Here is a 15,404-nt window from a genome sequence, read left to right as displayed (position 1 = left end):
ATCGCCCGGAGATGGTCCGCTTCGACAAGGTCGTGAAGCGCTTCGGCGACCACACCGTGCTCGACGGGCTCGACCTGAGCGTGGGCCGGAGCGAGCGCGTGACCCTGGTCGGGCCGAGCGGCTCGGGCAAGACCACTGTCCTGCGGTTGCTGATGACCTTGGAACGGGTCACGGACGGTGTCATCCACGTAGACGGGCAGCCGTACTCCCACATGCCTGCCGGCCGGGCCGGCTCCTTGGCCCCGGCGGACGAGAAGTACCTGTCCGCGCCCCGGCGGCGAATCGGCATGGTCTTCCAGCAGTTCAACCTCTTTCCGCACATGAAGGTGCTGGAGAACGTGACCGAAGCCCCGGTGCACGTCCTGGGCCTGAGCCGGGAGGAGGCGGCCGAGCGCGGCCGGGAGCTGCTCGACCTGGTAGGCCTGGACGACAAGCACGACGCCCACCCGACGCGTTTGTCCGGCGGGCAGCAACAGCGGGTGGCCATCGCCCGTGCCCTGGCGATGCGGCCGGACGTCCTACTGCTCGACGAGGTGACCTCCGCACTCGACCCGGAGCTGGTGGCAGGGGTGCTGGACGTCCTGCGCGACGTCGCCGCCTCCACCGACGTCACCCTGCTGTGCGTGACCCACGAGATGGGCTTCGCCCGGGACATCTCGGACCGGGTGGTGATGTTCGACCACGGCAGGGTCCTGGAGTCCGGCCCCCCGGAGCAGCTGTTCGAGGCGCCGCAACACGAACGTACCCAGACATTTCTCCGGGCGGTGCACTGAGCGTGGGCTGTGTGCCCGTCGTCGCCGACGCCCCGGAGCCTGATCCGCCATGGCCGCTCCCCCGCGCCACCGACCGCTGGCAGCCCCCACGTCTACCGGCGAGAATCAGGAGCCTCACCTTCCGACCGCACCTGACGAACACGGGATCCCTGTTGGGCAGCTCCACAACCGTCGCGCTCCTGACTGCCGCCATCATCGTGGCCGCGCTCGCGATCAGGACAGCGATCGCCGACTGCAAGGCACCGGGGCACGGACGCCGGCAGCGGAGGTTCCTCACGGACCGCTACGTCCTGACGGCAGTGGCTGTCACGGCCGTCCTGCTGGGCCTCATAGGCCGGCAGCAGGCGGCTGGAGAGGGCCTGGTCTGGGCCTTGGTCGCAGGAGCCCTCATCGCGCTCGCGGTCAGCGCAATATCCAACCGCAAGTGATCGCGTTCCCTCACCTCCCGAATGTGCTGGGGGCGCTCCGCTCGGCCATGACTGCGGCCACGGGGGCCAGCGCACCCTCGACTCGCCCGTCTGCCGGCTGAGGATCCCCTCTGGAACCAAGGATGAGGGCAGCGAACCACGCCGTGATCAAAAGACAGACGAGGACCATGGCGGCCCTCCGACTGCGTGTCCATCGCTCGTCGGGGTCGGACCCCGTGGAGAAGCGGTCCAGGCGCACGGCCAGACCGGGAGCCTCCTCGCGCAGGTGGCTCTCGATCTCGGCCAGCACCCGCTCCTCGTGGTCTCGGTTCACAGCGGGCACCTCCATGCCTCCGCCGCCGCTTCAGCGACTGCGCTCCGCCTTGGCGCAAGCGGGACAGACGACCCGCCTGGCGGGTAGGCGCGTAGTGCTCTTGCCGAGCCCCGCGGCAAGATGCATCTCGTGCTGCTCCACGTGCAGGTGTCGGCTGCAAAGACCCACTCCGCATTCGCGGCACACCGCCACAGCCGTGGTGGCCGTGTTCGGGCTCGCCAGGCACTCGTAGCAATCCATCGCTGTCTCCTGCCCAATCCGAGTCCGCAATGGCAAGCCCCTTACCCAGGGGGTACCCCGGCTGTGACACGGGTACTCCCTGGGTAGAGCGTGCTCAACGAGGAGGTGAGACCCGTGCCCACCAGCGCTGGTCCGAGCTCGTGCGCCGCTCCCTCCGGAGGGCTGGCGGGGACGTCTCCGAGCGGGCGGACGACGCGGCCGACGACAGCGCAATGGAGTCCGCACGTCGCCTTCATCCACACGCCACCACCGCGCGAGGTCGGTCTGGCCGAAGCAGCGGTCAGCGATGGGTGACTGGCGTCCGCTCCATCAGGTGGAGGGGTACCCGCCCATTGAGGAGCACGGCCTGGTCGGGGACGGAGCCACGTGCGCCCTGGTGGCACGCGACGGCTCGGTCGGGTTTCTGTGCGTCCCGAGATTCGATTCGCCTCCGCTGGTGTGCCCCTTGCTCGATCGACAAGCGGGCGGGGAGTTCCGGCTCGTCGTAGCGGCGGCTGAGGAAGGGCGACAGCGCTACCTGCCCGGCACCGCCGTTCTCGTCACAGAGATTCGTTCGCCGGCAGGGACGGTACGGATCACGGACGGCATGCTCCTGCGCGCCGGAGCGGTGCTGGAGGAGGAGGCCCCCGCGGGGACCGGGACCTTCCTGCGGATGGTGGAGGTACTGCACGGGCGGCCCGAGATCAGCCTGAGCCTGGAGCCGCGCGGTGGTGCCACCGTACATCCCACCGGAGACGGCCTGCGGCTTTCCTGCCCCGGACAACGGGTCGAGGTCGCGCTGCGCTGGTCGCGGCCGCTGGCTGCCTGGCCTGCTGTGCTGCGGCTGCGTGCGGGAGACCGGTTTTGGGTCGCTCTCCAGTGGGAGCCGGGTGCCGGAGCACCGACGGCAGCGGACCCCTTTGCGGACACCGTACTGGTGTGGCGCCGCTGGAGCGCCGCTCTCCACCTGGAGGTTCCCCGCAAGGACCTGGTTCACCGGTCCGCGATCACACTGAAGCTCCTCGACCACTTCGCCAACGGGGCGATCGTCGCAGCTGCTACCTCGTCCCTCCCTGAGCGAATCGGCGGCGACCGCAACTGGGACTATCGATACGCCTGGGTGCGCGACGCCGCGTACACGGTCTTCGCACTGCGCAGGATCGGCCTGCCCGAGGAAGCCGGCGGGTTTCTCACCTGGGTGCTGGAAGCCGTGGACACTCCGGGGAGCCCGCTCGTCGTGTACGACATCGACGGCCATGCGGCGCCGCGCGAAATCGTGGACCCTCTGCTGTCGGGATATCGGGACTCAGCACCGGTGCGCTGGGGCAACGACGCCTCCTACCAGGTCCAGCACGACGTGTTCGGGGAGGTTCTCGACTGCGCCTTCCAATGGGCTGCCACCGGCGGAACCTTCGCTCCCGGCCTGTGGGGGCGGCTGCGGGCCCTGGCGGAGGCGAGCCGGGACGCCTGGGCCCGTCCCGACCACGGCATCTGGGAGGTACGCGCGCCGCCACGACCCTTCACCTACTCGGCCGCCATGTGCCAGGTCGCCCTGGATCGCGCGGCAAGGCTGTCCCGACGGCTGCGCCTGCCAGGTGACCCCCTCCGCTGGGAGCAGGACGCCCTGACCATCACCCGGCGCATCCTCACCGATGCGTGGGACCCGCAGATGTGTACGCTGACTGAGCACTTGGGGCCGGGCAGCGGCCTGGACGCCTCACTACTGGCCCTGCCGCTGCGCCGCGTGCTGCCCGCCGATCATCCCAAGATGGCTGCGACCTGCCGGGCCATAGTCGCGCGACTGGATGCCGGTGGCGGGCTGCTGTACCGCTACCTGCCCGAGGAATCGCCCGACGGCGTGGGAGGGACGGAAGGAGCTTTTCTTCTTTGCAGCTTCTGGCTCGTGGACAACCTGGTCGGGCAGGGGCGGGTCGAAGAGGCCGCAGCTCTCTTCGAGCGCCTGTGCTCCCACGCGAACGAACTAGGACTGCTTCCGGAGCAGATCGATCCCGGTACCGGAGCATTCCTCGGGAACTTCCCCCAGGGGTTGAGCCATGTCGGGCTCGTCTCCTCGGCGGTACTGCTCGGGCGGGCCGCCCACGGGCTGAACCCCGAGCTGTCCACCCATGCCTGGTTCAGATGAGGAGGCGGGGACGGAGCGCCTCCGCGCAAGGCGCTCTTCCGGTCAGCGAGGGGGGTCGGTCCAGCCGAGGGGATGCGGCAGGACGTCCGGATGGGTCACCGGCGGCTCACCCCCGGCTTCGCTGAACGCGGTCAGGGCGGTGACCAGAGCCGAGCGCTGGGCGGGCTCCATCCGCTCGACGATCACCGCGATCTCGGCCCGGCGGCGGGCGGTCACGTCCTCGACGAGCCGCCGCCCGCTGTCTGTGACGGTCAGTATCGTCTCCCGGCGATTGTCGGGGTTGTGCCGGCGATCGGCCAGACCGGCGGTGATCAACCGGTCGACCATCCGCATGGCCGTGGACGGGCTCACACCGAGCTGGTCCGCGAGGACGACGAGCTTCGTCGCCCCCCGGGTGGCGAGGACGACGAGCATACGGAACTGGGGAACCGTGACATTGTCCTCCATGGCCGCCAGCGACCGCGCCGACACCGCGACGAGCAACCGGGACGCGGTCAGTACAGCGCGGGTGACGTCGTCGAAATCGGGTTCGTCACTACTGGCGGCAGCGGGCCGCGGGTGATCGGTCATATCTCTTTGTACCGCTCGACCGCACCACGCCGACGAGCGCCCCACTACCGGCAGCGCAGGAGCAGCATGGCGGCGTCGTCGTGCAGGGGACCGCCGGCATGGGACACGACGTCTGCGCGCAGGGCATCCAGCGCTTCCTGCGGGTCACGGTCCGCCAGAAGTGCCGTGCGCTCCCGCAGCGGATAGAAGGATCCGCTCGGCCCACGAGCCTCGGTGACTCCGTCGGTGTAGAGCAGGAGCTGATCTCCGGGACCGAAATCGACCTGGTACGGCGTCGGCCGTTCACCGTCGCCGGTGAGCCCCAGAGGCAAGGCGTGCTCAGGTGGATGGGCGAAGAAGGTCTCCCGGTCACGGCGGACCACCAGGGCGGGGGTGTGGCCATAGTTCACGAACACCGTCCCCCGGTCTTCCGTGATCTCGGCCAGCAAGGCGGTCACGAACTTCTCACCGTCGCCCTCCATATCGACGGCACGGCGGACGGCGCACTCGACACGGTCACCGACAGCCGACAGGTCCGGCTCGTTGTACGCGGCCTCCCGGAATGCCCCGAGAACAGTCGCGGCCGTCTCCACCGCCTCCAACCCCTTGCCCTGTACATCGCCGATGATCACCCGCACGCCGCCGGCCACCTGCACCACCTCGTAGAGGTCCCCGCCGATCCGCGCCTCCGCGACGGCGGAGGTGTACGACACCGCCGCGCGCACATGTCCGGCCAGCCGGGGCACGGGCCGGAGCAGGACGCGCTGGGCGACTTCCGCGATCGAACGGACGCTCGCGAGCTCGTCCTCCCTGCGGCGGCGCATCACCGCCGCGGCCACTCCGGCCACGGTCACGCCCACGACCGCCGCCATCGCCGTGTAGCCGCGCCGACTGTCGAAGAGACCGTCGTACAGCCCGAGCCCGAGACACAGGCCGAGGGCGAGGACCCCGACCGCCGCGGTCCGGCGCCACCCCCCGGCCAGGCCTGCGAAGGCGGGCCCCAGCGAGACCAGGGGAAGAAGGCCGACGCCGGGACCCGCCGTCACGTCGGCCACCGCGACGACACCCATCACGCCGAACGGCAGCACCCGCAGGGTGGTTCCGGCTGTTGCCGAGAGTGACTGGTCGGGATCCATGACGCGCTCCGGTGCCTCGTACGAACTGGGCGACGAAGGGGAACACCGTTGACCGACACCTCGGTGAGAGGTTGAAGGATCCCCCCGCCACCTGCCAGGTTTAGCCTATGCAAAACTTCTGTGTCCAAAGCACTTCCCCATTGAACTGTTACCTACCCGCTGCGAGTGTCCCGCTCCCCCCGCGTACCCGAGGAGGTTCCGCCGGATGAGAAGGCCGCCCCGCCTCCGGGACCACCCGGCCCCGCCGACCGGATGGAAGCGGCGCATCGCCCGGCTCCCGCTCCTCCTCTTCCGCATCGGACTGGGGCCCGTCTTCGGCAAACGGCTGCTCGTGCTCCAACACACCGGTCTGGTGTCCGGGGAAACGCGCGAGGTGTGCCTGGAAGTCGTGACCCACGATCGTGGGCGCGGCACGTGGACGGTCGCATCGGGCTTCGGTGTGCGTGCCCAGTGGTACCGGAACCTCCGGCACATCCCAAAGGTGACCATCCAGGTCGGCCGGACGTTCTATCCGGTCAACGCCCACTTTGTGTCCCCTGATGACGGCGCCTCGATCATGGCGGAGTACGCGGCGCGGCACCCGCGTGCCGCCCTTGCCCTGTGCCGTTACCTGGCCTTCGACGTGGACGGCACCGATGAAGCCTTCCGCCGCGCTGGGGCCGAGATCCCGTTCGTGCGCCTCGAGGAGGTGCCGCCGCGACGGATCGCATAGGGCCACCCCTCACACAAGATCAGCGGCGGCTGCGCCGCGAGGCGTTCGCTCCCACCATGACGAGCCCCGTGACCAGGCAGGCCAGCCCGATCAGGAGCACGGGAAAGCCGGGTCCGGGCAGGACGTACAGCACAGCGCCCGAGATGGACACGGGGGCACCCACGGCCACGAGCAGTACCCCCATGCGGAATTCGGCGGCATTTCTGACCAACCAGGCACGCAGACGGGTGCGGGTCCTCGCGGTCATCGGCCACCTGCCAGGTTCGAAGCCGCGGAGACATGCGGCCGGGCCGCCTGCTTCTCACGCAGCGCAGTGCGCCCGGCGGGCTCGGCGCCGGCCAAGGGGCGCAGGAGACGCCTCGCCACGGAGAGGGCAAGGCGGGCAGGGCTTCGGTTCATAGATACCTCTCCGATGAGACTGCCCACGATAGGCAGCGTCATCCCCTCGTCAGCCTGCCGGAGTCCGGCAACGATTTCGGTCCTGGACTGCCGTCAGGATCTCGCCAAGGACTCGTAAGAGTCGTATAAAGTAGCGCACGGCGTGCCGGGAAGTCTGGTCGGCGATCAGGGGACAACTCTCTTCGAAGACCAGGGGGCTTCTGCCATGGTTCTTGTTGCCGTATTCGGCGTGGCACTGCTTGTGGCGGTGCTGCTGTCCGGGCTCGCCGCCCGAACCGTACTTTCCACTTCGCTTCTCTTCCTGTTGGGCGGAGCGCTGGTCAGTGACGGGTTCCTCGGCCTGGTGCACATCACCGCCGACAGTGAAATAGTCGCCGTCACGGCCGACTTGGCGCTGTTCGCCGTGCTGTTCACCGACGGCATGCACGTCTCGTTCCCCAAACTCCGGGAGAACTGGAAGAACCCGGCCCGTGCGCTGGGCCTGGGCATGCCCCTTGCAATGGTCGGCATGGCGCTGGTGACCCATTACGTCGCAGGCATGGACTGGACGACATCGTTCCTGGTGGGCGCCGTGCTGGCGCCCACCGACCCGGTCTTCGCCTCGGCCATCGTGGGACGGAAGGAAGTTCCGGCCAAGCTCCGACAACTGCTGAATGTGGAAAGCGGGATCAACGACGGACTGGCTCTGCCCGTCGTCCTGGTCCTCATCGCCGCTGCCGGACCGACGGCCGCCCACTCCGAGGCGTCCATCGGCATGATCGGCCTGGAGCTGGGCCTCGGTCTCGCGTTCGGAGTCCTCCTGCCACTGCTCGTGGCCGGCCTCCTCCGGCTCCGGTTGCTGGGCGCCGAGCCGAAGCTGCAACCGCTGCTGCCGCTCGCCACCGGCATCATCCTCTACGGGCTCTGTCACCTCACTCACGCCAACCCCTACCTCGCGGCCTTCTCCGCCGGCGCGGTTCTCGCCACGGTCTCGCCGGAGCCCAAGGTCGCCTTCGAAGCCTTGGGCGAGTCGATGGCAGAACTGGCGAAGTTCGCGGCGCTGTTGGTCTTCGGCGCCCTGCTGACCCCGCAGTTGTTCGGCGACCTGTCCGTGGGCGGATACGTGGCCGTCCTGTTGGCGATCTTCCTGATCCGGCCGGCCTCGCTCCTCCTGTCACTGCTCGGTACGCGGCTGGAGCGCCGGGAGAAGCTGGTCGCCGCCTGGTTCGGACCCAAGGGCTTCGCCTCGGTCGTGTACGGGCTGCTCGTCCTCCAGGCGGGCATCCCCCAGGGCGAACAGGCGTACACACTCATCGCGGTGTGCATCGCCTTCTCGATCGTCGCGCACAGCAGCACCGACGTCCCCGTGGCCCGGCTCTTCCACGTCGAGGACATCGCAGGGATCCCCGGCGGCGCGCCGACCGGAGCGCCCGCCGATGGCCAGGAGGCCCCTCGTGTCCGCGCGTGACCTCGCCACCCCTTACGCGTCCGTCACAACGGACGAAAGCGCGAACGCCGCGATTCGGCTGCTGACCGAGCACAGCCTCCCGGCGCTGCTCGTAGTCGATGGGCACGGGATGCCGTACGCCGTGGTTCCTGTCTCCGAGCTCGTGCGGCAGCTCGTGCCCGAACCGGCTCTGGACGACCCGCTGCGCGCGGCCGTCCTTCGGGACGAGCCGTCGGAACGGCTGGCCGCCAGCCTCGAGGAGCAGACCGTCGGGGACTGGCTGCCGCGTCGCGGATTCGGCCCGCGGTGTGTGGGACCTGATGCAACCGCCGCCCAGATCGCCGCCGTAATGGCTCGCAGACGGATCCCGCTCGTGCCCGTTGTGGAACAGGTCGACGACAAGGAGGCCAGGATGCTCGGGGTGGTGTCCGCCACCGCGGTCATGCGGTACCTGATCACGCCCTCGGATTCCGCAGACCGCCGTTGAGGTGGACAAGCCGTCCGTAGCAGCCGAGCTCGCCTGCAGACTGCGAGAGCAGTGTGTGATCACGGCGATCGGGGCTGCTGTCGGGGAAGCTGCGTCAGCACGGGCTGGTGCACCCCTGCGCTGGAGCGGCCGTCGGTCTGATCGGAGGTCAGGCACGGACGAGGAGCACGATACCTACGGCGGTGAAACCGAGCCCGATCAACGCCGTTACCGTGCCCCATCCCCGCACGAGTAGCCGCAATCCGCAGGCCTTCGAGTCGTACGCGGCCGCGGGCCTGCTCGTCGGCAGCGGCCTGCCGGGCAACTACGCGCGTCAACGCCGCCGGAGCCCCGCGCGCAGCCACTGCCGCAACCGGCGGTCAGTCCGTTTGCTCGTCGGGGCTGAAGAGGCTCTCGATCGGTTCGCCGAACAGAGCAGCGATCTTGAATTGGTGACCAGGAGTCCGAATCCGATTCCATCCGATCAAACCGGGTAAAATGTCGGAAAAGAGTTGTATGTGGCATTCTCTTTTCTCCATCGGGAGGCGCAGGCGATGGACCCCTGGCTGATCTGGTTGATCACCGCGGTTCTGTTGGGTGTGGCGGAGATCTTCACCCTCACCGCCGCGCTCGGGCTGCTCGGTGGCGCAGCGCTGGTCACCGCGGTCCTCGCTGCGATCGGGCTGCCCCTCCCGTGGCAGTTCCTGGCATTCACACTCGTGGCGACGGTCGGCGTGGTGTTCGTGCGCCCGGTGGCCATGCGTCGCCTCATGCCACGGGAGGGCGAGCGCTTCGGTGTGGAAGCCCTGGTCGGAGGAGCCGCTTTCGTGACTGCCGAGGTGACGGGATTGAGCGGCAGGGTCCGCATCGGTGGCGAGGAATGGACGGCCCGCGCGTACGACGAGACGCAGGTCATTCCTCCCGGAACGACGGTCGACGTCATCGAGATCAAGGGCTCCACCGCGCTCGTCTACCCCCGGGAGTGAACATGGAGATTTCGGCGTTTCTCATCGCCGGCCTGCTGATCGCGGCCTTCGCGGTCTTCACCGTGATCCGGGCCGTGCGCATCGTTCCGCAGGCCCGTGCCCGTAATGTCGAGCGACTCGGCCGGTACCACCGAACCCTGAAGCCCGGACTCAATGTCGTCATCCCGTACATCGACCGGGTGTACCCGGTGATCGATCTGCGCGAGCAGGTCGTCTCGTTCAAGCCCCAGCCGGTCATCACCGAGGACAACCTGGTCGTCGAGATCGACACCGTCCTCTACTTCCAGGTCACGGATCCGCGTGCGGCCGCTTACGAGATCGCCAGCTTCCTCCAAGCGGTGGAGCAGCTGACGGTCACCACGCTGCGCAATGTGGTCGGATCCATGGATCTGGAGAAGACGCTGACCTCGCGGGACACTATCAACAACCAGCTTCGAGGCGTGCTCGACGACGCCACCGGTAAGTGGGGGCTGCGGGTCAACCGGGTGGAGATCAAGGCCATCGACCCGCCGCAGTCCATCAAGGACGCGATGGAGAAGCAGATGCGGGCCGAGCGGGACAAGCGGGCCGTCATTCTCGGAGCCGAGGGGCAGCGCCAGTCCCAGATCCTCACCGCCGAAGGCGAGAAGCAGGCCGCGGTTCTCCGCGCGGAAGGCAACCGGACCGCCGAGATCCTCAAGGCGGAGGGCCAGGCGCTCGCCATCGACGAGGTCTTCCAGGCCGTCCACCGCAACGACCCCGACCCGAAGCTGCTCGCCTATCAATACCTCCAGGTGCTGCCCCAGCTCGCGCAGGGCCCGGGGAACACGTTCTGGGTGATTCCCGGAGAGGTCACCACCGCTCTCCAGAGCGTCACCCGGGCGTTCAGCGAGGTCCTCCCCCAGTCGGCCGCCACCCGCCAAGCATCCGCGTCGGACGACTTGGCCATCCGGGCCGCGAATGACGCGGCGAAAGCGGCGGAAGCCGCCGCAGAGGCACTCGCCGACGCGGCGGAGGCCGACGGCGCCACCGCCGGCTCGCCACCGCTGCCCCTCGAGAAAGCGGAACGTCACCCTCCGCCGGAGACCCCACCTGCGGATCAGCCGAGGTGACGGTCGCCCCTTCGGCGCACCGATCCGTCAGCTGGGGTGCAAGGCGCTGAACGCCTCATCGACCAGCGCGGGCAGCTCCAGGACACCGTCACTCTCCACCCAAGCGGCGAGGGCGGTGGTCACCGCGGCAAGGGTGGCCGCGGCGGTGACACGAGTGGAAAGCTCGCTCGCCTCCGGATCTCGCGACCTCAGAGCACCCGCGAACAGCCGCTGAGTCGCGTACTGGGTGTCCCAGGTGCGGGCGCGCAGGGCCGGCGTCTCGAAGATGAGGCGGGTACGGGCGAGCAGGGTGTCCCTGCCGGTGGCGTACACCGCCTCCAGGCCTTGGCCCAGGGCGTTGCGGAGGGCGGTGAGGCCGTCCTCGTGCGGTGGCCGTTCCTGAACGAGGCGAACGATGAGTACGTCATAGTCGTCGGACTCGACCACCGCCTCCTTGGTGGGGAAGTTCCGGAAGAATGTCATGTGAGAGACCCCGGCGGCAGCGGCGATCTCCTCGACGGTGGTGTTCTGGTACCCCCGTTCCAGGAACAGCCGCAGCGCCTGCTCCTGGATCGTCCGCCTGGTCTGTGCCTTCTTGCGTTCGCGCAGCCCGGGCGGCGTGGGGGACGTACTCATGGGCCTGTCGCCTCCGGACGATCGCTGCGCGTGCTTCCGCTACCTCTGGAGAGTATGCGTTCCAGCGCCCGCCCGAGAGCTTCGGGAGATGTCCCGTGCCAGGCCAGGTGGCCGTCAGGTCGAACCAGCATGACGTGCCCCCACCTCCCCGCCGCGGTGAGAGCGGCGACGCCGTCCGCGCCGAGGTACCGACGGGCCACTACATCGTGTTCGGCGCCCACCGCGGCGGGGGCGAGGAGAGCCCATCTCGTCCGCAGTTCCGCGTACAGGCGAGTGCTGGTTCCGTCCTGCCGGATGCAGGGACGGTCGGGTACCCGATCGCCCGGCACCGACCCGGAGCCTCGGAAGGGGCGGCCGGCGCCGAGCGGGCCCCTCCGGTACGTGAGGGTCAGCTGGGAGGACTTCTCCCAGAGCCGACGCTGCACCGAAGGATGGTTGAGCAGGGGTACGAACACGTGATCGCGCAGGGACCGGGCCAAGGCGGTCTGTCCGAGGACCACGTCCGTCATGGCGCTCGTGGACGCCAGCACCTCGCGGGCGACGGGCCTGCGTTCCTCCTCGTAGGTGTCGAGCAAGCCGTCCTCTGCACGCCCGTCGGCGACGAGAGCCAGCTTCCAGGCCAGGTTCTCGGCATCGCCCAGGCCGGTGTTCATCCCCTGGCCGCCGAAGGGACTGTGAATGTGCGCGGCGTCGCCGGCGAGCAGGGTTCTGCCCTCGCGGTAGGACGACGCCAAGCGCCGGTGGATCCTGAACGTAGACGTCCATAGGACTTCACGCACCGCGTCGGGGGAGACACCCGCCTCCTTCACGAGCAACTCCGTCAGCACCGGCACCGGCTCCTCCCCGCTTCCGGCCGGTGCCGGTGCCATGAGTCGCCACACGTCCTCGCCCGGAAGCGGGAAGACCCCGAGCATCGCGTTTCCACGCAGCCAGACCGCTACCGAGTCTCTGGGAAGCGGGAGTCGGGCCGTCACGTCGGCCAGCAGGAAGCGTTCGACGACGGGGACGCCCGGGAAACCGATCCCGGCGGCCTTGCGCACGCGGCTGTGCGCGCCATCGCATCCCACCAGCCAGGCTGCCCGCTCCTCACCGTCGCCGAGACGCAGAACGACCTCGTTTTCCTCCTGGCGTACGTCCAGCAGCTCGCGACCCCATTCGACCTGGACGCCGAGTACGGCCAGACGGTCACGAAGTCGCGTCTCGACCTCGGACTGGGACATGAGCAGACCGGGCCTGGTGACCAGCTTCGTCCTTTGCCCCACGGGGAGGCGCGCCAGCTGTCTGCCGTCTACGTACGTGTGGACGTGCGCGATCGGGACGGATCGCTCCGGCAGGTCGCCGAGCGCTCCGAGGCGGTCGAGCACCTCCGCCCCTCGCGGCTGCAGCCCCAGTGCCCGGGAAGTCACCGCCGGTCCAGCCGCTTTGTCCAGGACTCGGACGGCGGCTCCGGCGGCGCGCAGCCCGCAGGCCAGGGCGAGGCCGGTTGGCCCAGCACCGGTCACGACGACGGTCATCGAAGGCATCAGCACACCTCACGTTATTGACTAACTTATGTTAGACACTAACTCAAACTTCGCCCGAAATGCGTGGCGGCATCAAAACGGCGTAAAGATTGCCGGCGATCGGCAGTGTGAGACGTGTTGCGCTTGATTCAAGATGTGCCCGGACAGGGCTGGCCCAGGCGTGTGATGCCGGGCCCCGGAAACCGTCGGTCATGGAGGGGGACACGTGGACGAGTACACCAAGACCGCTTCGGGCGCCCCGGCCCCTCTCCTCCCCGACGAACCCGGGCCGTATCGGCGCTGCTCCACCGTCTGAAACGCGGCGGTCAGGACGGGGTGGACGTGGGTCCGGGCCAGCAGCGGACGGCCCTTCCGGAGCCCTCCGTTCGCGGACGGCTCGCCTCGGCCCCGCTGCCCCGCGCCACGCCGGGACCACGTCGGCGGCTCGTTCCCGTGACACCGTCCGACGGCGCACGGCGGCGGTGCGGCCCCACGGCCGACCCGCCACATCTCAGCTACGCACCTTTCATGGGGGAGTTCTCGTGGATGCCATATCAACGGGCCTTGGCACGCTCGTCATCGTCGTCATCGTCGTCGCGATCGCCGCTCTGATCGTGGTGACCCGGCTGTTCCGCAAGGTCGAGCAGGGCAAGGCCCTGATCGTCTCGAAGATGCGGAAGGTCGACGTGACCTTCACCGGACAGGTCGTGCTGCCCGTATTGCACAAGGCCGAGGTCATGGACATCTCGGTGAAGGCCATCGAGATCTCCCGTACCGGCCGCGACGGTCTGATCTGCCAGGACAACATCCGTGCCGACATCCGGATCTCCTTCTTCGTCCGCGTCAACAAGACCGCCGAGGACGTCATCAAGGTCGCCCAGGCCATCGGAACCGCACGAGCCAGCGACAAGGCGACCCTGCAGGAGCTGTTCAGCGCCAAGTTCTCCGAGGCGCTGAAGACCGTCGGCAAGCAGATGGACTTCACCGACCTCTACACCATGCGCGAGGAACTGCGGTCCCGGATCATCGAGATCATCGGCATCGACCTCAACGGCTACAGCCTGGAGGACGCGGCCATCGACTACCTGGAGCAGACGCCCCTCGCGCAGTTGGACGCCGGCAACATCCTGGACGCCCAGGGCATCCGCAAGATCACCGAGTTGACGGCCATCGAGAACGTCCGTACCAACGAGTTCCGCCAGCACGAGCAGAAGGAGATCACCCGGCAGAACGTGGACGCCCGCGAGGCCATCCTGGAGCTGGAGCGCCGACAGGCCGACGCCGAGACCAAGCAGCGCCGGGAGATCGAGACCGTGCGGGCCCGCGAGGAAGCCGAGACGGCCCGCGTGGTGGAGGAGGAGCGCCTGCGGGCGCAGGGAGCCTTCCTCAGGACGGAGGAGCAGCTCGGTATCCAGCGGGAGAACCAGGCCCGCGAGGTGGCCGTGGCGCAGAAGAACCGTGAGCGGGTCATCGCCATCGAGAACGAGCGGATCGAGAAGGACCGGCTGCTGGAGGTCATCGCGCGGGAGCGGGAGACCGAGCTGACCCGGATCGCTGCCGACAAGGAGGTCGAGATCCAGAAGCGGGACATCGCCGAGGTCGTGCGCGAACGCGTCGCGGTGGACCGGACAGTCGCCGAGCAGGAGGAGTCGATCAAGCGGCTCCGGACGGTCGAGGAGGCGGAGCGCACCCGGCAGGCCGTGGTCATCGCTGCCGAGGCCGAGGCCCAGGAGAGGCTCGTCAAGGACATCAAGGCCGCGGAGGCGGCCGAGCAGGCCGCCGTGCACCGCGCGGCGGAGGAGCTCACCCTCGCCGAGGCCCGCAACAAGACCGCCGACCTCGACGCTCGCGCCAAGATCCGTCTGGCCGAGGGCATCCAGGCGGAGGCCGCCGCCGAGGGCCTGGCCGCGGTCGCCGTGCGGGAGAAGGAGGCGGACGCGATCGAGAAGGCCGGCCGGGCCGAGGCCGGGGCCACGACGGCGCGGCTGAAGGCTGAGGCCGACGGCGCCCGCGAGATGGCACTGGCCGAGGCGACCGCCATCGGCGAGAAGCTGAAGGCGGAGGCCGAGGGTTTGACCGAGAAGGCGGCGGCGATGGCCGCCCTCGACGAGGCATCGCGCACCCACGAGGAGTACCGGCTGCGGCTGGAGGCCGAGAAAGAGATCCGGCTCGCCGGCCTCGACGTGCAGCGGCACGTCGCGGAAGCGCAGGCCACCGTGCTCGCGACGGGGCTGGAGAGCGCCGACATCAACATCATCGGCGGCGAGTCGGTGTTCTTCGACCGGATCGTCGGGGCGATGTCGATGGGGCGCGCCGTGGACGGATTCATGGACAACTCCCAGACCGCAAAGGCACTGGCGGAGCCCTGGCTGGACGGCTCCGAATCCTTCACCGGGGACCTGACCAAGGTGCTCGGCTCGGTCTCCACATCCGACGTGCAGAACCTCACCGTGTCCGCGCTGCTGATGAAGCTCATGCCCGCCGGATCGGGGCAGCTGGACGAGCTGATCGCCAAGGCTCGCCAACTGGGCCTGGCTGACGTGCCGGTGAGCGGGCTCGCAGGTGCCGTCACCGCTGCCAACGGCACCGCCAAGAACTGACCGACACGGGGGTGCGGTCAGAGGTCGCAGAGCCGCCGCGGAGGGG

The 15,404-nt window shown here is 69.0% G+C and carries 16 protein-coding genes; 9 read left to right on the top strand and 7 right to left on the bottom strand.

Annotated elements, in window-relative coordinates; translation table 11 throughout:
* Nucleotides 1-11: 11 nt before the first annotated feature.
* Both ehuA and DEJ51_RS30570 read left to right on the top strand, forming a co-directional pair.
* Nucleotides 12-773 (top strand): ectoine/hydroxyectoine ABC transporter ATP-binding protein EhuA, encoded by a 762-nt coding sequence (gene ehuA, locus DEJ51_RS30575; protein WP_150262251.1) that lies wholly within the window; start codon nt 12-14, stop codon nt 771-773.
* Between the two features lie 152 nt (nt 774-925).
* Nucleotides 926-1,201 carry a hypothetical protein gene (locus DEJ51_RS30570; protein ID WP_150260855.1) on the top strand — a complete coding sequence of 92 codons (276 nt, stop codon included), beginning with the start codon at nt 926-928 and terminating at the stop codon, nt 1,199-1,201.
* A gap of 10 nt (nt 1,202-1,211) precedes the next feature.
* On the opposite strand, the gene DEJ51_RS35910 is transcribed toward DEJ51_RS30570, so the two are convergent.
* A complete protein-coding gene (locus tag DEJ51_RS35910; RefSeq protein WP_150260852.1) occupies nt 1,212-1,529 on the bottom strand; it encodes a DUF3040 domain-containing protein in 318 nt (105 codons plus the stop codon).
* Nucleotides 1,530-1,544: 15 nt separating this feature from the next.
* Nucleotides 1,545-1,754: a DUF2180 family protein gene (locus tag DEJ51_RS30560; RefSeq protein WP_150260850.1), complete on the bottom strand. Its 210-nt coding sequence runs from the start codon at nt 1,752-1,754 to the stop codon at nt 1,545-1,547.
* A 286-nt stretch (nt 1,755-2,040) separates the two neighbouring features.
* Here DEJ51_RS30560 and DEJ51_RS30555 point away from each other — a divergent pair, with 286 nt between their 5' ends.
* Nucleotides 2,041-3,876, top strand: coding sequence for a glycoside hydrolase family 15 protein (locus tag DEJ51_RS30555; RefSeq protein WP_150260848.1), 1,836 nt, complete (start codon nt 2,041-2,043; stop codon nt 3,874-3,876).
* Between the two features lie 42 nt (nt 3,877-3,918).
* Here the strand turns inward: DEJ51_RS30555 and DEJ51_RS30550 are convergent, their stop codons facing one another.
* Together DEJ51_RS30550 and DEJ51_RS30545 are read right to left on the bottom strand one after the other, a co-directional pair.
* Nucleotides 3,919-4,446 carry a MarR family winged helix-turn-helix transcriptional regulator gene (locus tag DEJ51_RS30550; RefSeq protein ID WP_150260846.1) on the bottom strand — a complete coding sequence of 176 codons (528 nt, stop codon included), beginning with the start codon at nt 4,444-4,446 and terminating at the stop codon, nt 3,919-3,921.
* Between the two features lie 44 nt (nt 4,447-4,490).
* A complete protein-coding gene (locus DEJ51_RS30545) occupies nt 4,491-5,561 on the bottom strand; it encodes a PP2C family protein-serine/threonine phosphatase (RefSeq protein WP_150260844.1) in 1,071 nt (356 codons plus the stop codon).
* Between the two features lie 205 nt (nt 5,562-5,766).
* Here DEJ51_RS30545 and DEJ51_RS30540 point away from each other — a divergent pair, with 205 nt between their 5' ends.
* Nucleotides 5,767-6,273, top strand: a complete 507-nt coding sequence (locus DEJ51_RS30540) for a nitroreductase family deazaflavin-dependent oxidoreductase (protein WP_150260842.1) — start codon at nt 5,767-5,769, stop codon at nt 6,271-6,273.
* Between the two features lie 19 nt (nt 6,274-6,292).
* Here DEJ51_RS30540 and DEJ51_RS30535 read toward each other — a convergent pair whose 3' ends face one another.
* The gene (locus DEJ51_RS30535) at nt 6,293-6,520 is read right to left on the bottom strand and encodes a hypothetical protein (protein WP_150260840.1); all 228 of its coding nucleotides are present in this window, start codon (nt 6,518-6,520) and stop codon (nt 6,293-6,295) included.
* Nucleotides 6,521-6,877: 357 nt separating this feature from the next.
* On the opposite strand from DEJ51_RS30535, the gene DEJ51_RS30530 reads away from it, so the two are divergent.
* From DEJ51_RS30530 to DEJ51_RS30515, 4 genes are all read left to right on the top strand, one after another.
* The gene (locus DEJ51_RS30530) at nt 6,878-8,119 is read left to right on the top strand and encodes a cation:proton antiporter (protein WP_150260838.1); all 1,242 of its coding nucleotides are present in this window, start codon (nt 6,878-6,880) and stop codon (nt 8,117-8,119) included.
* Nucleotides 8,106-8,585: a CBS domain-containing protein gene (locus DEJ51_RS30525; protein ID WP_190620760.1), complete on the top strand. Its 480-nt coding sequence runs from the start codon at nt 8,106-8,108 to the stop codon at nt 8,583-8,585. The genes DEJ51_RS30530 and DEJ51_RS30525 overlap by 14 nt, the downstream gene beginning before the upstream one ends.
* A 533-nt stretch (nt 8,586-9,118) precedes the next feature.
* Nucleotides 9,119-9,550, top strand: coding sequence for an NfeD family protein (locus DEJ51_RS30520; RefSeq protein ID WP_033219850.1), 432 nt, complete (start codon nt 9,119-9,121; stop codon nt 9,548-9,550).
* A gap of 2 nt (nt 9,551-9,552) precedes the next feature.
* Nucleotides 9,553-10,641, top strand: coding sequence for an SPFH domain-containing protein (locus DEJ51_RS30515; RefSeq protein ID WP_190620758.1), 1,089 nt, complete (start codon nt 9,553-9,555; stop codon nt 10,639-10,641).
* Between the two features lie 27 nt (nt 10,642-10,668).
* Here DEJ51_RS30515 and DEJ51_RS30510 read toward each other — a convergent pair whose 3' ends face one another.
* The gene (locus tag DEJ51_RS30510; protein ID WP_150260832.1) at nt 10,669-11,256 is read right to left on the bottom strand and encodes a TetR/AcrR family transcriptional regulator; all 588 of its coding nucleotides are present in this window, start codon (nt 11,254-11,256) and stop codon (nt 10,669-10,671) included.
* Nucleotides 11,253-12,779, bottom strand: coding sequence for an FAD-dependent monooxygenase (locus DEJ51_RS30505; protein WP_223836037.1), 1,527 nt, complete (start codon nt 12,777-12,779; stop codon nt 11,253-11,255). Before DEJ51_RS30505 ends, DEJ51_RS30510 begins: the two co-directional genes overlap by 4 nt.
* 530 nt (nt 12,780-13,309) lie before the next feature.
* Here DEJ51_RS30505 and DEJ51_RS30500 point away from each other — a divergent pair.
* Nucleotides 13,310-15,358, top strand: a complete 2,049-nt coding sequence (locus tag DEJ51_RS30500; protein ID WP_390136499.1) for a flotillin family protein — start codon at nt 13,310-13,312, stop codon at nt 15,356-15,358.
* Nucleotides 15,359-15,404: the final 46 nt, after the last annotated feature.

This window comes from Streptomyces venezuelae, assembly GCF_008642275.1.
GTDB lineage: Bacteria > Actinomycetota > Actinomycetes > Streptomycetales > Streptomycetaceae > Streptomyces > Streptomyces venezuelae_E.
Note: the sequence above shows the minus strand (reverse complement) of the source record. Positions and strands in the feature narration are given on the sequence as shown.

What these genes read in the sequence shown, in the direction of transcription:
- ehuA (WP_150262251.1), top strand. Translation starts at nt 12, where the DNA reads ATGGTCCGCTTCGACAAGGTCGTGAAGCGCTTCGGCGACCACACCGTG.
- DEJ51_RS35910 (WP_150260852.1), bottom strand. Translation starts at nt 1,529, where the DNA reads ATGGAGGTGCCCGCTGTGAACCGAGACCACGAGGAGCGGGTGCTGGCC.
- DEJ51_RS30560 (WP_150260850.1), bottom strand. Translation starts at nt 1,754, where the DNA reads ATGGATTGCTACGAGTGCCTGGCGAGCCCGAACACGGCCACCACGGCT.
- DEJ51_RS30555 (WP_150260848.1), top strand. Translation starts at nt 2,041, where the DNA reads ATGGGTGACTGGCGTCCGCTCCATCAGGTGGAGGGGTACCCGCCCATT.
- DEJ51_RS30550 (WP_150260846.1), bottom strand. Translation starts at nt 4,446, where the DNA reads ATGACCGATCACCCGCGGCCCGCTGCCGCCAGTAGTGACGAACCCGAT.
- DEJ51_RS30545 (WP_150260844.1), bottom strand. Translation starts at nt 5,561, where the DNA reads ATGGATCCCGACCAGTCACTCTCGGCAACAGCCGGAACCACCCTGCGG.
- DEJ51_RS30540 (WP_150260842.1), top strand. Translation starts at nt 5,767, where the DNA reads ATGAGAAGGCCGCCCCGCCTCCGGGACCACCCGGCCCCGCCGACCGGA.
- DEJ51_RS30535 (WP_150260840.1), bottom strand. Translation starts at nt 6,520, where the DNA reads ATGACCGCGAGGACCCGCACCCGTCTGCGTGCCTGGTTGGTCAGAAAT.
- DEJ51_RS30530 (WP_150260838.1), top strand. Translation starts at nt 6,878, where the DNA reads ATGGTTCTTGTTGCCGTATTCGGCGTGGCACTGCTTGTGGCGGTGCTG.
- DEJ51_RS30520 (WP_033219850.1), top strand. Translation starts at nt 9,119, where the DNA reads ATGGACCCCTGGCTGATCTGGTTGATCACCGCGGTTCTGTTGGGTGTG.
- DEJ51_RS30515 (WP_190620758.1), top strand. Translation starts at nt 9,553, where the DNA reads ATGGAGATTTCGGCGTTTCTCATCGCCGGCCTGCTGATCGCGGCCTTC.
- DEJ51_RS30510 (WP_150260832.1), bottom strand. Translation starts at nt 11,256, where the DNA reads ATGAGTACGTCCCCCACGCCGCCCGGGCTGCGCGAACGCAAGAAGGCA.
- DEJ51_RS30505 (WP_223836037.1), bottom strand. Translation starts at nt 12,779, where the DNA reads ATGCCTTCGATGACCGTCGTCGTGACCGGTGCTGGGCCAACCGGCCTC.